This is a genomic window from Affinundibacterium seohonense, assembly GCF_014284305.1.
In the GTDB taxonomy this organism is placed as follows: Bacteria; Pseudomonadota; Gammaproteobacteria; order Burkholderiales; family Burkholderiaceae_D; genus Undibacterium; species Undibacterium seohonense.
The window spans coordinates 1-13,807 of record NZ_JACOFW010000027.1 but is presented as its reverse complement, the minus strand read 5'-3'; the positions used below and the strand labels follow the sequence as shown (position 1 = coordinate 13,807).

The 13,807-nt window shown below is 47.3% G+C and carries 11 protein-coding genes; 9 read left to right on the top strand and 2 right to left on the bottom strand.

Going from position 1 to position 13,807, the window contains the following annotated elements; genetic code table 11:
• Positions 1-120 precede the first annotated feature (120 nt).
• Complete coding sequence (gene ilvA, locus H8K52_RS17730; RefSeq protein ID WP_186924249.1) at positions 121-1,656, bottom strand: threonine ammonia-lyase, biosynthetic; 1,536 nt, start codon at positions 1,654-1,656, stop codon at positions 121-123.
• Between the two features lie 258 nt (positions 1,657-1,914).
• Here ilvA and H8K52_RS17725 point away from each other — a divergent pair, with 258 nt between their 5' ends.
• From H8K52_RS17725 to H8K52_RS17685, 9 genes are all read left to right on the top strand, one after another.
• Positions 1,915-2,406 carry a YqaA family protein gene (locus H8K52_RS17725; protein ID WP_186924248.1) on the top strand — a complete coding sequence of 164 codons (492 nt, stop codon included), beginning with the start codon at positions 1,915-1,917 and terminating at the stop codon, positions 2,404-2,406.
• A gap of 208 nt (positions 2,407-2,614) precedes the next feature.
• The gene (locus H8K52_RS17720; protein WP_186924247.1) at positions 2,615-6,607 is read left to right on the top strand and encodes a DUF3683 domain-containing protein; all 3,993 of its coding nucleotides are present in this window, start codon (positions 2,615-2,617) and stop codon (positions 6,605-6,607) included.
• On the top strand, positions 6,607-7,023 hold the full coding sequence (locus H8K52_RS17715; RefSeq protein ID WP_186924246.1) for an HIT family protein: 417 nt from the start codon (positions 6,607-6,609) through the stop codon (positions 7,021-7,023). Before H8K52_RS17720 ends, H8K52_RS17715 begins: the two co-directional genes overlap by 1 nt.
• 160 nt (positions 7,024-7,183) lie before the next feature.
• Positions 7,184-7,615, top strand: a complete 432-nt coding sequence (locus tag H8K52_RS17710) for a gamma-butyrobetaine hydroxylase family protein (protein WP_186924245.1) — start codon at positions 7,184-7,186, stop codon at positions 7,613-7,615.
• Positions 7,616-7,786: 171 nt separating this feature from the next.
• Positions 7,787-8,545, top strand: a complete 759-nt coding sequence (gene ubiE, locus H8K52_RS17705; protein WP_186924244.1) for a bifunctional demethylmenaquinone methyltransferase/2-methoxy-6-polyprenyl-1,4-benzoquinol methylase UbiE — start codon at positions 7,787-7,789, stop codon at positions 8,543-8,545.
• Between the two features lie 100 nt (positions 8,546-8,645).
• Entirely contained in the window at positions 8,646-9,626 is a 981-nt protein-coding gene (locus tag H8K52_RS17700; RefSeq protein WP_186924243.1) for a Tim44 domain-containing protein, read from the top strand.
• A 148-nt stretch (positions 9,627-9,774) separates the two neighbouring features.
• Positions 9,775-10,371 (top strand): ubiquinone biosynthesis accessory factor UbiJ, encoded by a 597-nt coding sequence (locus H8K52_RS17695; RefSeq protein ID WP_186924242.1) that lies wholly within the window; start codon positions 9,775-9,777, stop codon positions 10,369-10,371.
• Complete coding sequence (ubiB, locus tag H8K52_RS17690; protein ID WP_186924241.1) at positions 10,368-11,939, top strand: ubiquinone biosynthesis regulatory protein kinase UbiB; 1,572 nt, start codon at positions 10,368-10,370, stop codon at positions 11,937-11,939. Before H8K52_RS17695 ends, ubiB begins: the two co-directional genes overlap by 4 nt.
• Positions 11,939-12,559: a methyltransferase domain-containing protein gene (locus H8K52_RS17685; RefSeq protein WP_186924240.1), complete on the top strand. Its 621-nt coding sequence runs from the start codon at positions 11,939-11,941 to the stop codon at positions 12,557-12,559. Before ubiB ends, H8K52_RS17685 begins: the two co-directional genes overlap by 1 nt.
• Before the next feature lie 91 nt (positions 12,560-12,650).
• On the opposite strand, the gene H8K52_RS17680 is transcribed toward H8K52_RS17685, so the two are convergent.
• On the bottom strand, positions 12,651-13,304 hold the full coding sequence (locus tag H8K52_RS17680) for an energy transducer TonB (protein WP_186924239.1): 654 nt from the start codon (positions 13,302-13,304) through the stop codon (positions 12,651-12,653).
• Positions 13,305-13,807: the final 503 nt, after the last annotated feature.

Here is a 13,807-nt window from a genome sequence, read left to right as displayed (position 1 = left end):
GCCGCACATAGGTCGGTTCGCGTTGCACTAGGTTCTGGCAGCGCGGGTTGCACCCGTCCTACATTTCTTAACCTATTTCTTAACTTAATAAGTGATATGTCATATCCAGCATCCAAGGATTTATCCCAGGAATAGTTTATAAACCGGATTATCGCTCTCATCCCAGTAGCGATATCCAAGGCCATTCAAAAATTCTTTGAAAGCCTTCATTTCTTTTTTCGGTACTTGCAAACCTACTAGAGTACGACCATAGTCAGCACCATGATTGCGGTAGTGAAATAGACTGATATTCCAGTTTGGTGCCATGCTATTTAAGAAGCGCATTAACGCGCCTGGACGTTCTGGAAATTCGAAGCGATACAGCAATTCGTTTTCTGCCAACTCGCTCTTACCGCCGACTAGATGGCGGATGTGAAGTTTAGCCAATTCATCGTCGGTTAAGTCCAAAGTAGGGAAACCGTGTTTGACAAAATTCTTCGCGATTTTGCTTGACTCTTCTCGATTGGTGACTTGCACGCCGACAAAAATATGCGCTTCTTTTTTATCACTGATACGGTAGTTAAATTCGGTAACATTGCGTGGACCAACGAGTTCACAAAAACGTTTGAAACTGCCCTGAATTTCGGGGATAGTCACAGCGAACACGGCTTCACGTGCTTCGCCCACTTCGGCGCGTTCTGCAACAAAACGTAAGCGGTCGAAGTTCATGTTGGCGCCACAAGCGATGGTCACCATGGTTTCATTTTTTAACGGCTTTTTGTTGGCCTTGGCGCGTTCGATATAGGCCTTGCAGCCTGCAACCGCGAGTGCTCCGGCTGGCTCTAAAATTGAGCGAGTATCTTGGAAGACATCCTTGATTGCAGCACAGACTTCATCGGTATCAACCAAGATCACTTCATCGACGTACTGTTTCGCCAGACGGAAAGTTTCCTCGCCGACGAGCTTTACGGCAGTGCCATCAGAAAATAAACCAACGTCCGTCAAGGTCACTCGCTTTCCCGCTTTCAGACTGCGATACATGCCATCCGAATCGACAGTTTGCACGCCGATAATTTTGATGTCGGGGCGGACTGCTTTCACATAAGCCGAAACACCGGCGATCAAACCACCACCACCAATCGCGACAAAAATGGCATGAATAGGGCCTGCATGTTGACGTAAAATTTCCATCCCAACCGTACCTTGACCCGCGATGACGTCTGGATCATCGAACGGATGAACGAAGGTCAGTTTGCGTTTTTTTTCTAAGGTTAATGCATGGTCATAGGCATCTGTATATGACTCGCCATGTAAGACGATTTCTACCGCATCGCCGCCATGGGCGCGCACCGCGTCAATTTTGACTGGCGGCGTGGTGGTTGGCATCACGATCACCGCTTTGCAGCCGACACGCTTGGCACTCAGAGCTACGCCTTGCGCATGGTTGCCAGCCGAGGCGCAAATCACGCCACGCTTCAGTTGTGCTGGCGTCAAATGCGCAATCTTATTATAGGCACCGCGCAACTTAAAACTGAACACACTTTGCATGTCTTCACGTTTAAAGTGAATGTGGTTGTCCATACGTTTGGACAGCGTAGGAGCGAGTTCTAAAGGAGTTTCAAATGCCACATCATAGACGCGGGCAGTGAGGATTTTTTTCAGGTAATCGGTAGCCATGGATGAATTCTTTTTTCAAAAACGAGAGTCAAATGTCAAATTCGGACATCATGCAACATTCTCTTTTAGAGTTTGTAGCGATTCTGCGTTGATGAGTACAGAATCGACCGTGTCACTGGCGCGATGGCGCAAGCAACCAACCTATTTCAGTCTGTCAGCAAGGGTAGTGCTCGGCAATGACGGTAAAATAAGTGCAAAATTTTTAAGTCCTGTTCGAACCATTATAATGTATCCATCCTCATCCCTAATGAAAAAGCCATGATAGAAGCGGCTATTGCCTGGTTGTTTAGTGTTTTCGCCATCTCAAAAATTGGTTTGACGGCGGTTTTTGTCATCAGCTTTGTCTCGGCGACCTTGATTCCATTAGGTTCTGAGCCAGCTGTGTTCGCCATGATCAAGTCGAACCCAGAGTTGTTTTGGTTAACCATGCTGGTTGCCACCGTGGGTAATACTTTGGGCGGCATGGTGAATTATGCGATTGGCTATGAGGCCAAGCAGACCTTCGCAAGAGAGCGGAGTAGTCGATGGTTTTCCTGGCTGGAACGATACGGTGCAAAAACCATGCTGTTGGCATGGCTGCCTGTTATCGGCGATCCGATTTGCGCCTTAGGCGGCTGGCTTAAGCTGCCAGCCTTGCCTTGTATGTTGTATATGGCGATTGGCAAATTTTTGCGTTATCTCAGCATGACATATTTACTTCTCAGTGTCCCCGAAGGGTTTTGGCATCGCATTTCTGTTTGGCTGGCTTGAGCTGATCTGTTATTCCAACTGCTGTGTAATATCCGGTTAAAACAACATTTTCCATACCAAATGTTCAAGGTTTTTGAGAGAATGCGGAATTTTCTCAGGCTTTTTCACAATATATCAAAAGATACCCGCAAAAAAGTAAAGGCTGTTCCTGCGTGGTGCACCGCAATAGGCTAGAATTAGTTTTTAAAATCCGTCTAACCATTTGCAGATGAATGCTCCAGTCCACCATTTAGGCCTTCCACCTCATCACGACAGTGATGGAAAAACTAACGCAGCGCCAACCCGCTTACGTGAAATTCCGTACAACTACACCTCGTTTTCCGACCGCGAAATTGTGATTCGCCTGCTTGGCGAAGACGCTTGGGCTTTGCTCGACAATTTGCGTGGCAAGCGTCAGACCGGTCGTTCTGCCCGTATGTTGTATGAAGTTCTTGGTGATATTTGGGTGGTACGTCGCAATCCTTATTTGCAAGACGATATGCTGGAGAATCCTAAGCGTAGACAGGCTTTGATCGACGCTTTGAACCATCGCTTGCATGAAGTGGAAAAACGTCGGGTGGCGACTGATTCTGTGAGTTCTGAAGATGCAGATCGCAGTAACTCAGTAGAAATTTTGGTCAATGCCGCACGCAAAGCGGTCGCTGATTTTTCTAAAGAATTCCGTGATACCTACGACTTGCGCAAGAAAGCCAACAAGCTGTTGGCGAAATACACGGCGAAAGACAATATCAAATTTGATGGTTTAAGTCGGGTTTCGCACGTCACTGACGCGACCGACTGGCGCGTCGAATATCCATTTGTCGTATTGACGCCGGATACCGAAGATGAAATGGCTGGTCTGGTGAAGTCTTGCATTGCGCTAGGTTTAACGATTATTCCTCGCGGTGGCGGCACAGGTTACACCGGTGGTGCGATTCCTTTGACACCATTATCCGCGGTTATTAATACCGAAAAACTGGAACAATTAGGCGCAGTGGAAATGATGCGCTTGCCGGGTGCGGATCGCGATTACGCTGTGATTTATTCTGGCGCTGGTGTGGTGACTAAGCGCGTGTCGGATGCTGCGGATAAGGCAGGCTTTGTCTTCGCCGTCGATCCAACTTCAGCCGAAGCCTCCTGCATAGGCGGCAATGTCGCGATGAATGCAGGTGGTAAGAAAGCCGTGTTGTGGGGCACAGCTCTCGACAACTTAGCCTCTTGGCGCATGGTTGATCCGAATGGTGATTGGCTGGAAGTCACACGTCTTGAACACAATTTCGGCAAAATTCATGATATCGAATTGGCTAAATTCCAATTGGAATGGACACATCCTGGTGAGAAAACCCCCTTCAAAACGGAGTTCTTAAATATCCCAGGACGCACCTTCCGCAAAGAAGGCTTGGGTAAGGACGTGACCGACAAATTCCTCGCGGGTTTGCCAGGTGTACAGAAAGAAGGTTGCGATGGCTTGATTACATCCGCGCGCTGGATTTTGCACAAGATGCCGAAATTCGCCCGCACAGTTTGTTTGGAGTTTTTCGGACAAGCACGCGATGCGATTCCTAGCATTGTTGAGATCAAAGATTATCTCGATGGTGAAACTAAAAAAGGTGGCGCGATTCTCGCAGGTCTTGAACATCTGGATGAACGCTATTTGAAAGCGGTTGGCTACACCACTAAATCAAAACGCGGTGTGATTCCCAAGATGGCGCTGTTTGGCGACATCGTTGGTGATGATGAAAATGCGGTCGCGCAAGCAGCATCTGAAGTGATCCGCATGGCGAACGCCCGCGTCGGTGAAGGCTTCGTTGCTGTCAGTCCGGAAGCACGTAAAAAATTCTGGTTAGATCGCGCAAAAACAGCCGCGATTTCTAAACACACCAATGCGTTTAAGATTAATGAAGACGTGGTGATTCCGCTCGACCGTATGGGCGAATACACCGACGGTATCGAACGAATCAATATTGAACTCTCGATCCAAAATAAACTGGCATGTGTCGCCGCTTTGAAAGAGTTTGTGTTGCGCGGCAATCTGCCTTTGGGTAAGAGCGAAGACGCCGATGGCGACGATATTCCCGCCGCAGAATTACTCGAAGATCGCGTTTCGCAAGCTGATCAATTGCTGAGTGAGATACAAGCGCGCTGGACGTATTTGTTGACGCAACTCGATCAACCCTTGCGCGATGCGCGTGTTGAATTGAGTAAATTGGGATTGGATAAACTCGACTTCGTGTTCGAACAACGTCTGCAAAAACAGCCTGATGCGACTTTGTTTGACGTGGTGCAAGATCGCACTATCCGCGTCTCTTGGAAAACCGAAGTGCGTGCGCTGCTGCGCCAGATTTTCAATGGTGCGGCTTTCAAATTAATCTTGGATGAATGCACCGCGATACATAAAAAAGTATTGCGTAGTCGCGTCTTCGTCGCATTGCACATGCATGCGGGTGACGGCAATGTGCATACGAATTTGCCTGTTAATTCAGACGACTACGACATGCTGCAAGTCGCGCATCATGCGGTTGCACGGATCATGGTGTTGGCACGTTCTTTAAATGGTGTGATTTCGGGCGAACACGGTATCGGTATTACCAAGTTAGAGTTTTTGACCGAAGACGAAATTAAAGATTTCCGTGCGTATAAATTGCGTATCGATCCAGAAGGGCGCTTCAATAAAGGTAAGCTTTTAAATTTACCTGAATTTGCGGCCGATTTGCGTAATGCTTACACGCCTTCGTTTGGCTTGATGGGGCATGAATCCCTGATCATGCAACAAAGTGATATCGGTGCGATCGCCAATAGCGTGAAAGACTGCCTACGTTGCGGTAAGTGCAAGCCTGTCTGTGCCACTCACGTGCCTCGTGCCAATTTATTGTACTCGCCTCGCAATAAAATTTTGGCGACATCCTTGTTGGTAGAAGCCTTCCTGTACGAAGAGCAAACACGTCGCGGTATTTCCATTAAACATTGGGAAGAGTTCGAAGATGTGGCCGATCACTGCACGGTTTGCCACAAGTGCGTCACGCCATGTCCAGTCGATATTGATTTTGGCGATGTCTCCATGAACATGCGCAATCTCTTGCGCAAGATGGATAAAAAGTCCTTTAATCCTGGCACTGCATCTGCGATGTTTTTCTTGAATGCGAAAGACCCTGCTACGATTAAGGCAGCACGTCAGGTCATCTTTGGCATGGGTGTGAGCGCTCAACGCTGGGGCAACACTTTGCTCAAAAAATTCGCGAAGAAACAAACTAAAGCACCACCGGCAAGTATCGGTAAACCAGCGATGAAGGAGCAAGTGATTCACTTCATCAATAAGAAAATGCCAGGCAATTTGCCGAAGAAAACGGCACGCGCCTTGTTGGATATTGAAGACGATAAAATTGTTCCTATCATCCGCAATCCGAAGACGACGACTTCAGATACCGAAGCGGTGTTTTATTTCCCCGGCTGTGGCTCAGAACGTCTGTTTTCACAAGTTGGCTTGGCAACGCAGGCCATGTTGTGGAATGTTGGCGTACAAACCGTTTTGCCGCCAGGTTATTTGTGCTGTGGCTATCCGCAACGCAGTGCAGGTCAATTTGATAAAGCCGAAAAAATTATCACCGATAATCGAGTGCTATTTCATCGCATGGCAAATACCCTGAATTACCTCGATATCAAAACTGTGGTGGTCTCTTGCGGCACTTGCTACGACCAAATCCAAGGCTATGAGTTCGATAAAATTTTCCCGGGTTCGCGCATTATCGATATTCACGAATACTTGTTGGAGAAAGACGTGAAGCTGGCAGCTGTCAATGGCACACGCTATATGTATCACGACCCTTGCCATACGCCGATGAAATTGCAAGACCCGTTGAAAACGGTGAATGCGTTGATCACGACCGTGGATGACACCAAGATTGAGAAGAATGATCGGTGCTGCGGTGAGGCTGGAACTTTAGCCGTGTCGCGTCCGGATATTTCCACACAAATTCGTTTCCGCAAAGAAGAGGAAATGCTCAAAGGTGCGGATAAATTACGTGCGGATGGTTTTGATGGTGACGTAAAAATCTTGACCTCGTGCCCGGCTTGTTTGCAAGGTTTGTCGCGCTATAACGAAGACTCCGCTACGACGGCGGATTATATTGTGGTCGAGATGGCCAAACATATTTTGGGGGAGAATTGGATGCCAGAATATGTGGCTAATGCGAATAACGGCGGTATTGAAAGGGTGTTGGTGTAATGGCTGATTGCGAATTATGTGTTGCTAAACATGAGGATGTTATCGTCAACGCGCCTAAATTCCGCGTGATCTTGGTTGATGACGCGAACTACCCTGGTTTTTGCCGTGTGATCTGGAATGCGCATGTTAAAGAAATGACCGATTTAGCCATCGTGGATCGTTCCGCATTGATGCAAGCGGTTTGCAAAGTGGAACAAGCGATACGCGATGTCATGCTGCCGCATAAAATCAATCTCGCAAGCTTAGGTAATATGGTGCCGCATCTGCATTGGCATGTGATTCCACGTTATCAGGATGACGCGCACTTTCCGAATCCTGTGTGGGCGGCCACGGATAGAGTTTCTGCGGAAGTTGAGACGAAACGTGCTTTATTGCCCGAATTGCGTGAAGTTCTGCGACGTGAGTTTGCGACTTAAATTATTTTAAGGAAACATTAGCTGTCGCTCCTGCGAAGGCAGGAGCCCATTGGCGTTGCTTGATCAACGAAAGACGCTGGATTCCTGCCAAAAGCGCGCAGGAATGACAGTGATCGAGTCTGCAGCCAATTGAATTGATTACCCATCAAATAAGAAAATCATGAACCAACTACCACCACCAATTTCCCATAAAATCCATCCAACAGCGCTGAACGCCAGAACCATATCGCGTTTGTTGGAAGTCGAATTTGATGACGGCAAACGTTTTGAGCTGCCATTTGAATTAATGCGCGTGTATTCACCCTCAGCCGAAGTACGCGGTCATGGCGAAGGGCAAGAGGTTTTACAAATTGGCAAACGCTTGGTCAGCATTACTGGCATCGAACCGGTGGGTAATTACGCGATTAAACCGATTTTCACCGATGATCACAGCACAGGTATCTTTACTTGGGAATACTTGTATTGGTTGGGCATGCATCAGGCAGCATTGTGGCAAGACTATTTAGCACGCCTGCAAGCCGCTGGTTATGCTGGCGAAGAGGGGCGTGACGCCATTCCTGCACCTAAAACCGGATCAAAATGCGGTTCGTAGGTAATTTTTTGAAATTTCTACCGACGAATTATCGCGCTAGGTGCTGATCAGATTCCTGATTCAGCTCTATAATCGCGCCTGTCGATTTCTAACAACGCGGCTTCAGTCTCGTCGACAAGTCTGAAGCAATGCGTAGAAATCATAATCTTTCATTCTCTGCAGATTATCAAGATGAGCGAGCAAGCAAACAAAGTAGATGGGTCGACTACCCATTTCGGCTACACCACGGTCGCCGAAGAAGAAAAAGTCCATAAAGTGGCAGAAGTATTCCATTCTGTTGCAGCCAAATACGATGTCATGAATGATCTGATGTCCGCTGGCTTGCACCGTGTTTGGAAGATCTTCACGGTTGCGCAAGCAGGCATACGGCCCGGATTCAAGGTGCTCGATATTGCCGGTGGAACCGGTGATCTGGCTAAAGAATTTGTAAAGCAGGCAGGAAAAACGGGTGAAGTCTGGCATACCGATATCAATGAGTCGATGTTGCGCGTAGGTCGTGATCGTCTCTTGAACAAAGGTTTGATTACCCCAACTTTGTTATGTGATGCGGAGAAATTACCGTTTCCAGACAATTATTTTGATCGCGTTAGTGTCGCATTTGGTTTGCGTAACATGACGCACAAAGATCAGGCGCTTGCGGAAATGCGTCGGGTCTTGAAGCCAGGCGGAAAATTGTTGGTGTTGGAATTTTCTAAAGTCCCTGATGCCTTGCAAAAACCGTATGACGTCTATTCATTCAAGGTGCTGCCTTGGTTGGGACAAAAGATTGCGAATGATGCGGACAGTTATCGTTATTTAGCTGAATCGATACGCATGCACCCCGATCAGGAAACCCTGAAAGGCATGATGCAAGAAGCTGGTTTGGAGCGCGTTGAGTATTTTAATTTGACCGCAGGTGTGGCGGCTTTGCACACAGGAATTAAATTGTAAGGCAGTCGATCAAAACAGATTGATTGCTGAAGGTTTGTAAGTGGTTTGAAAACGGTTCGGATAGTTTGTGTACAGTTTGCAGTATAAAAAGGAGATTTGTATGAAACATATTTTATTAAGTGTCGCTTTGTTGTTCGGTGCGACAACCATGGTGGTTGCGGATGCTGAAGCACAGCGTATGGGTAAGAAAGGCTCTTTTGGACGTCAATCAAATAATGTGACACAAAAAGCACCAGCGGCAAGCGCGGCAAATCCTGCTCAAGCAGCTAAACCAGGTGCGCCAAATGCGGCAACACCAGCGGTGCCACCTAAGCCATCGATTCCTTGGAAAGGCATCGTGGGCGGTTTGATTGGTGGAGCGTTGTTGGCAGGTTTGTTCTCTTCTTTAGGTATGGGTGGCGCTTTGGCTAGTGCGATGGGCTCAATTTTGACTTTCGCAGCGATCGGTTTGTTGGCATTTATGGCGTATCGTTTCTTCACACGCAGAAAAGCTGGTAATGCAGCAGGCAATGCGCCAAGCATGTTTAACCAACAGCCTGCGTATGCTGGTATGCCAAATAACAATGCTTTACCTGAAATCGGTTCGCGTGTGGATGCACCGAATGACAATGCGCCAAAAGCATTTACACCGGCTTCAGTTAGTACAGCGAATTTTGGTGGCGCAGGTGCAGATGCGGCTCCAGTAGCCAATCAAGGCAACTGGACTATCCCAGCCGACTTCGATGTGACAGGATTTTTGCGTCATGCGAAATCAAATTACATTCGTTTGCAAGCAGCATGGGATCGTGGTGATATCAATGATATTCGTGAATTCACGTCACCAGAAATGTTTGCAGAAATGAAACTGGAATTGCAAGACCGTGGTACAGCGAAGAATGAAACGGATGTAGTGACCTTGGATGCCGAATTGTTAGGCATCGAAACCCAAGCGTATGACTATGTCGCTAGTGTGAAATTCACAGGTATGGTCAAAGAAGGCAACGCGACTAACCCTGAGGCATTTGCTGAAGTTTGGAATTTGGCAAAACCAGTGAATGGTCAAGGTGGTTGGTTGTTGGCTGGTATTCAGCAGTTGAATTAATTGGTCGAATGTCGGTACAGCCTTGTTTTCGGACAAACTTGTATCTGATAAAAACGCTTGAAATTGGCCGGATTGAAGGTCTTTTAAGGGTTTGCTGTTAAACTAAGAACCGCGCATGATGTCATGCGCGGTTTTTTATTTTATCCCTATGATTTCCACTCCATTTATCCTGTTTGTGAATCACTTGTTGGCACAAGAGCCATGGGCTGCAGCCCGTCTGCAAAAACATGCGGGTAGGACTGCTTGTATTGATATCGAGTTATTTCAGTTGCGTGTCAAAGTCGGCGCAGATGGATTGTTGCTGGCTGCTGAAGACCCCAGCGAAACGAATCCTGACCAAGTGATTTTAAAAATCAAACCAGCTGACTTGCCATTGATCGCACAAAATCGTGAACGCGCGGTGTCTTATGTCAAGATTGAAGGCGATGCTGATTTTGCCAATACCTTGTCGCAACTGAGTCAAGATTTACGGTGGGAAGCGGAAGAAGATTTGAGTAAATTATTTGGCGATGTGACTGCGGTGCGCATGGTGGCGACTGGTAAAAGTTTGCTTGAAAACGCGAAACGCACACATCAAAACCTACAAGAAAATCTGGCTGAATATTTTTTAGAAGAAAATCCCATGTTAGTGCGCCCGCAAGCGGTGCGTGCGTTTGGTGAGCAAGTGAGCAAAACCCGTGATGATGTTGAGCGTTTGATGAAACGACTAGAACGATTAGAAAAGATGAAGGTAGCTAAGCAATGATTTTAAATTCCCTACGTTTGTTTAAAATTGTTCGCATCGTTCTGAAATACGGTATTGATGAAATCGCGATGTCAGGCTTGCGGATTCCGCGCACGGCCAAAGTCATTAAAGCACTCTTGTTCTGGCGCGATTTGTCTGCACCTCGTGGTGAGCGTTTGCGTAAATCCTTAGAAGATTTGGGCCCTATTTTTGTCAAGTTTGGTCAGGTGCTGTCAACACGTCGTGACTTAATGCCACCAGACATCGCAAACGAACTGGCGTTGCTACAAGACCGCGTGCCTTCGTTTGATCCTGATTTGGCGGTGGCACAAATTACCAAGTCCCTAGGCGCGCATCCTGATCAATTGTTTGCTAGCTTTGAGCGTGTACCAGTCGCTTCTGCATCAATCGCGCAAGTGCATTTTGCGACCCTAAAAGATGGTCGTGAAGCCGCCGTAAAGGTTTTACGCCCTGGGATGAAAGACACCATCGATCGCGATGTCGCCCTGATGAAAATCGCTGCTGGTTGGTTAGAGTTTTTGTGGGCGGATGGCAAACGTTTAAAAGCCAAAGAAGTGGTCGGTGAATTTGATAAGTATTTGCATGATGAATTAGATTTGATGCGCGAAGCGGCCAATGGTAGTCAATTGCGCCGAAATTTTGCCGACTCGGATTTATTGATCGTACCTGAAATGTACTGGGATTTATGCTCCTCATCCGTGATTGTGATGGAACGTATGAAGGGCATTCCGATTTCCCAAATCGATAAGCTGCAGGAAGCCGGTGTTGATCTGGCCAAGTTGTCGCGTGATGGTGTGACGATTTTCTTTACCCAGATTTTCCGCGATGGTTTCTTTCATGCGGATATGCATCCTGGGAATATTTTGGTATCCATCGAGCCTGCCACTTTAGGGCGTTATATTGCGCTCGATTTTGGTATTGTCGGCACGCTTAATGATTACGATAAAGATTATTTATCGCAGAATTTCCTAGCGTTTTTTCAACGTGATTATAAGCGCGTGGCCGAGGCACACATTGAGTCTGGTTGGGCGCCAAAAGAAACGCGCGTTGATGAGCTTGAGGCGGCAGTGCGTGCTTGTTGCGAACCTATCTTTGATCGTCCATTGAAAGATATTTCTTTTGGTCAGGTCTTATTGCGGCTGTTCCAAACTTCACGCCGCTTTAATGTCGAAGTGCAACCGCAACTCGTTTTGCTGCAAAAAACCTTGCTCAATATCGAAGGTTTGGGACGTCAGCTAGATCCGGATTTGGATCTGTGGAAGACCGCTAAACCTTACTTAGAACGCTGGATGAGTGAGCAGGTCGGTTGGCGCGGATTGATAGACAAGCTCAAAGCAGAAGCACCGCGTTACAGTAATATTTTCCCGCAATTACCACGTCTCGCGCATCAAGCCTTGAGCCGAGCGGCGGAGGGTAAAAACAATGACGCATTGTTGGTGAGTTTGATTGCGGAACAACGTGCGACCAACAGTTTGCTGCGTACGATAGTTTATTTCGGCATTGGTTTGGTGGCAGGCGTGATACTGGCCTTTTCGTATGTGAATTTCTTCATGGTGCCGGTGGTGTAATGCCAGAATTTGCCAGTCGTAATCCGAGCCATCCCGAATTTTGGGATGAGCGTTTTGAACAAGGATTTACGCCTTGGAATCGTGGTGCTGTGCCACAGAATTTGCAGGATTATGTGCGGCAGATCGGACAAACACAGTCAAGTTTGCCTGTGTGCTTGATTCCTGGTTGCGGTCATGCCCACGAGCTGGGATTTTTATCTGAAGTTGGTTGGCAAGTGACCGCCATCGATTTTTCACCAGCGGCAGTCGCTACTGCGAAGGCGCAATTGTCGCCGTGGGCAGATCGCATTGTTCAGGCGGATTTCTTTAGCTATACACCGAGTGCACAACTGTCAGTGATTTATGAGCGTGCGTTCTTTTGCGCTTTGCCGCCAACGCAGCGTTCGGCTGTGGTCGCCCGTTGGGCGCAGTTGCTAGCGAGCGGCGGACAATTGATCGGCTATTTTTTAATCGATGATGCAGACAATGCGAGTAAAAAAGGGCCGCCTTTCCGTACCCATCCAAGCGAGTTCTACGCGTTGATGCAAAATGATTTTGTGCTCGTGGAAGACAAAGAAGTCAGTGATTCGCTAGCCGTATTTGAAGGAAAAGAACGCTGGCAAGTGTGGCAGCGAAAGTGAGCTGATGCCAACGCTTGTACAGTGGGCACCAACAAAAAATGCATGTCTCTCGACATGCATTTTCTTTATTTGTGAAGTGCAAAAATTCTCTTTAGCCGCGCAGCGAAAAATTAATGCTTGCCGTTGCCAACACCATCGTTGCTTTGCCATCTTCCACATACGGTTTGAAAAGCGCACGTAGCAGGGCGAGTTTGGCAGACTCATCTAAACGCGCAAAGCCAGAAGATTTCAAAATCTCGACTTTTTCTGCGCGACCTTTATCGTTGACTAAAACCTGCATAACGACGCGACCTTCTTCACCCATGCGACGCGCCATTGGTGGATAGTCGGCTTGTGGCGCATTGATATACTCAACGGCGCTAACGACCTTAGGACCGGCAGGCTCAGCTTTGGCAATGATTGGGCTAGGTGCTACTGGCGCAGGTGTCGTTTGAGGAGCGATTTCAGCGACTGCAGGCGCAACCGTAATCGCATCTTGGGATTCACGCTGTACAGCAATTTGTGGGACGACAGGTGCGGCGATGCTATTCGGTTTTGTCGCAGACTCCATCACCACTTTATTCACTGGCAATGCCGGCTTCGGCAACATACTTGGCACCATCAAAACGACAGTTTCCTTAGGCGCAGCCTGAAAATGTTTAACCGGATTCAATACGATTAAACCAAACAAAGCCACATGCAAAAGCGTGATCACCGTACCGGTGGCAAATTGACGTGGAAGTTGAGGAGCCTGCAGCGTATTCATGGTGATTTGCCTTGAAGTCGGGACTTAATCTAAATAAGAACAATTCGTATTTAGATTATCTATCAAATGGCAAGCGCATGCAAGAAATTTGTGCAATGCGGGATGTAAAGTTTGTGTTGGATCAATTGGATGGGGTGGCCTTCGTCTTAATAAAAAGTGGATCCAATTAACATACAGTTTTCCTGTCGCGAGACTGTAATGTTTATAACATATGCTCTTGCGCACTTGATCTAAGAGATGTGTCGGTTCCGCTCGCATCTAGGTTTCTCTTGTTGTGCTGTATATGCATGCAGTATAACAAGAAGGAAGTAGTAAACATAAGCCTCTTGAGAGGGTTGGAACCGTGTTGCTCAAATTGTACGTTTGTGTTAACTTCGGTTTTTTCACTTTAAAACAAGTTGAACTAAACCGCTACGCGGTGGGCTGTTCCTCAACGAATTATCACTAGTAAAAAGTGTATGGTTTTCTACTCTGAAGCTGGGAATGTCCCCGGTTTTGGTAAA

Excerpts from the sequence above, each read along its gene's own strand:
- H8K52_RS17710 (WP_186924245.1), top strand. The coding sequence starts at position 7,184 with ATGAACCAACTACCACCACCAATTTCCCATAAAATCCATCCAACAGCG.
- H8K52_RS17720 (WP_186924247.1), top strand. The coding sequence starts at position 2,615 with ATGAATGCTCCAGTCCACCATTTAGGCCTTCCACCTCATCACGACAGT.
- ubiB (WP_186924241.1), top strand. The coding sequence starts at position 10,368 with ATGATTTTAAATTCCCTACGTTTGTTTAAAATTGTTCGCATCGTTCTG.
- H8K52_RS17700 (WP_186924243.1), top strand. The coding sequence starts at position 8,646 with ATGAAACATATTTTATTAAGTGTCGCTTTGTTGTTCGGTGCGACAACC.
- ilvA (WP_186924249.1), bottom strand. The coding sequence starts at position 1,656 with ATGGCTACCGATTACCTGAAAAAAATCCTCACTGCCCGCGTCTATGAT.
- H8K52_RS17680 (WP_186924239.1), bottom strand. The coding sequence starts at position 13,304 with ATGAATACGCTGCAGGCTCCTCAACTTCCACGTCAATTTGCCACCGGT.
- H8K52_RS17695 (WP_186924242.1), top strand. The coding sequence starts at position 9,775 with ATGATTTCCACTCCATTTATCCTGTTTGTGAATCACTTGTTGGCACAA.
- H8K52_RS17715 (WP_186924246.1), top strand. The coding sequence starts at position 6,607 with ATGGCTGATTGCGAATTATGTGTTGCTAAACATGAGGATGTTATCGTC.
- ubiE (WP_186924244.1), top strand. The coding sequence starts at position 7,787 with ATGAGCGAGCAAGCAAACAAAGTAGATGGGTCGACTACCCATTTCGGC.
- H8K52_RS17685 (WP_186924240.1), top strand. The coding sequence starts at position 11,939 with ATGCCAGAATTTGCCAGTCGTAATCCGAGCCATCCCGAATTTTGGGAT.
- H8K52_RS17725 (WP_186924248.1), top strand. The coding sequence starts at position 1,915 with ATGATAGAAGCGGCTATTGCCTGGTTGTTTAGTGTTTTCGCCATCTCA.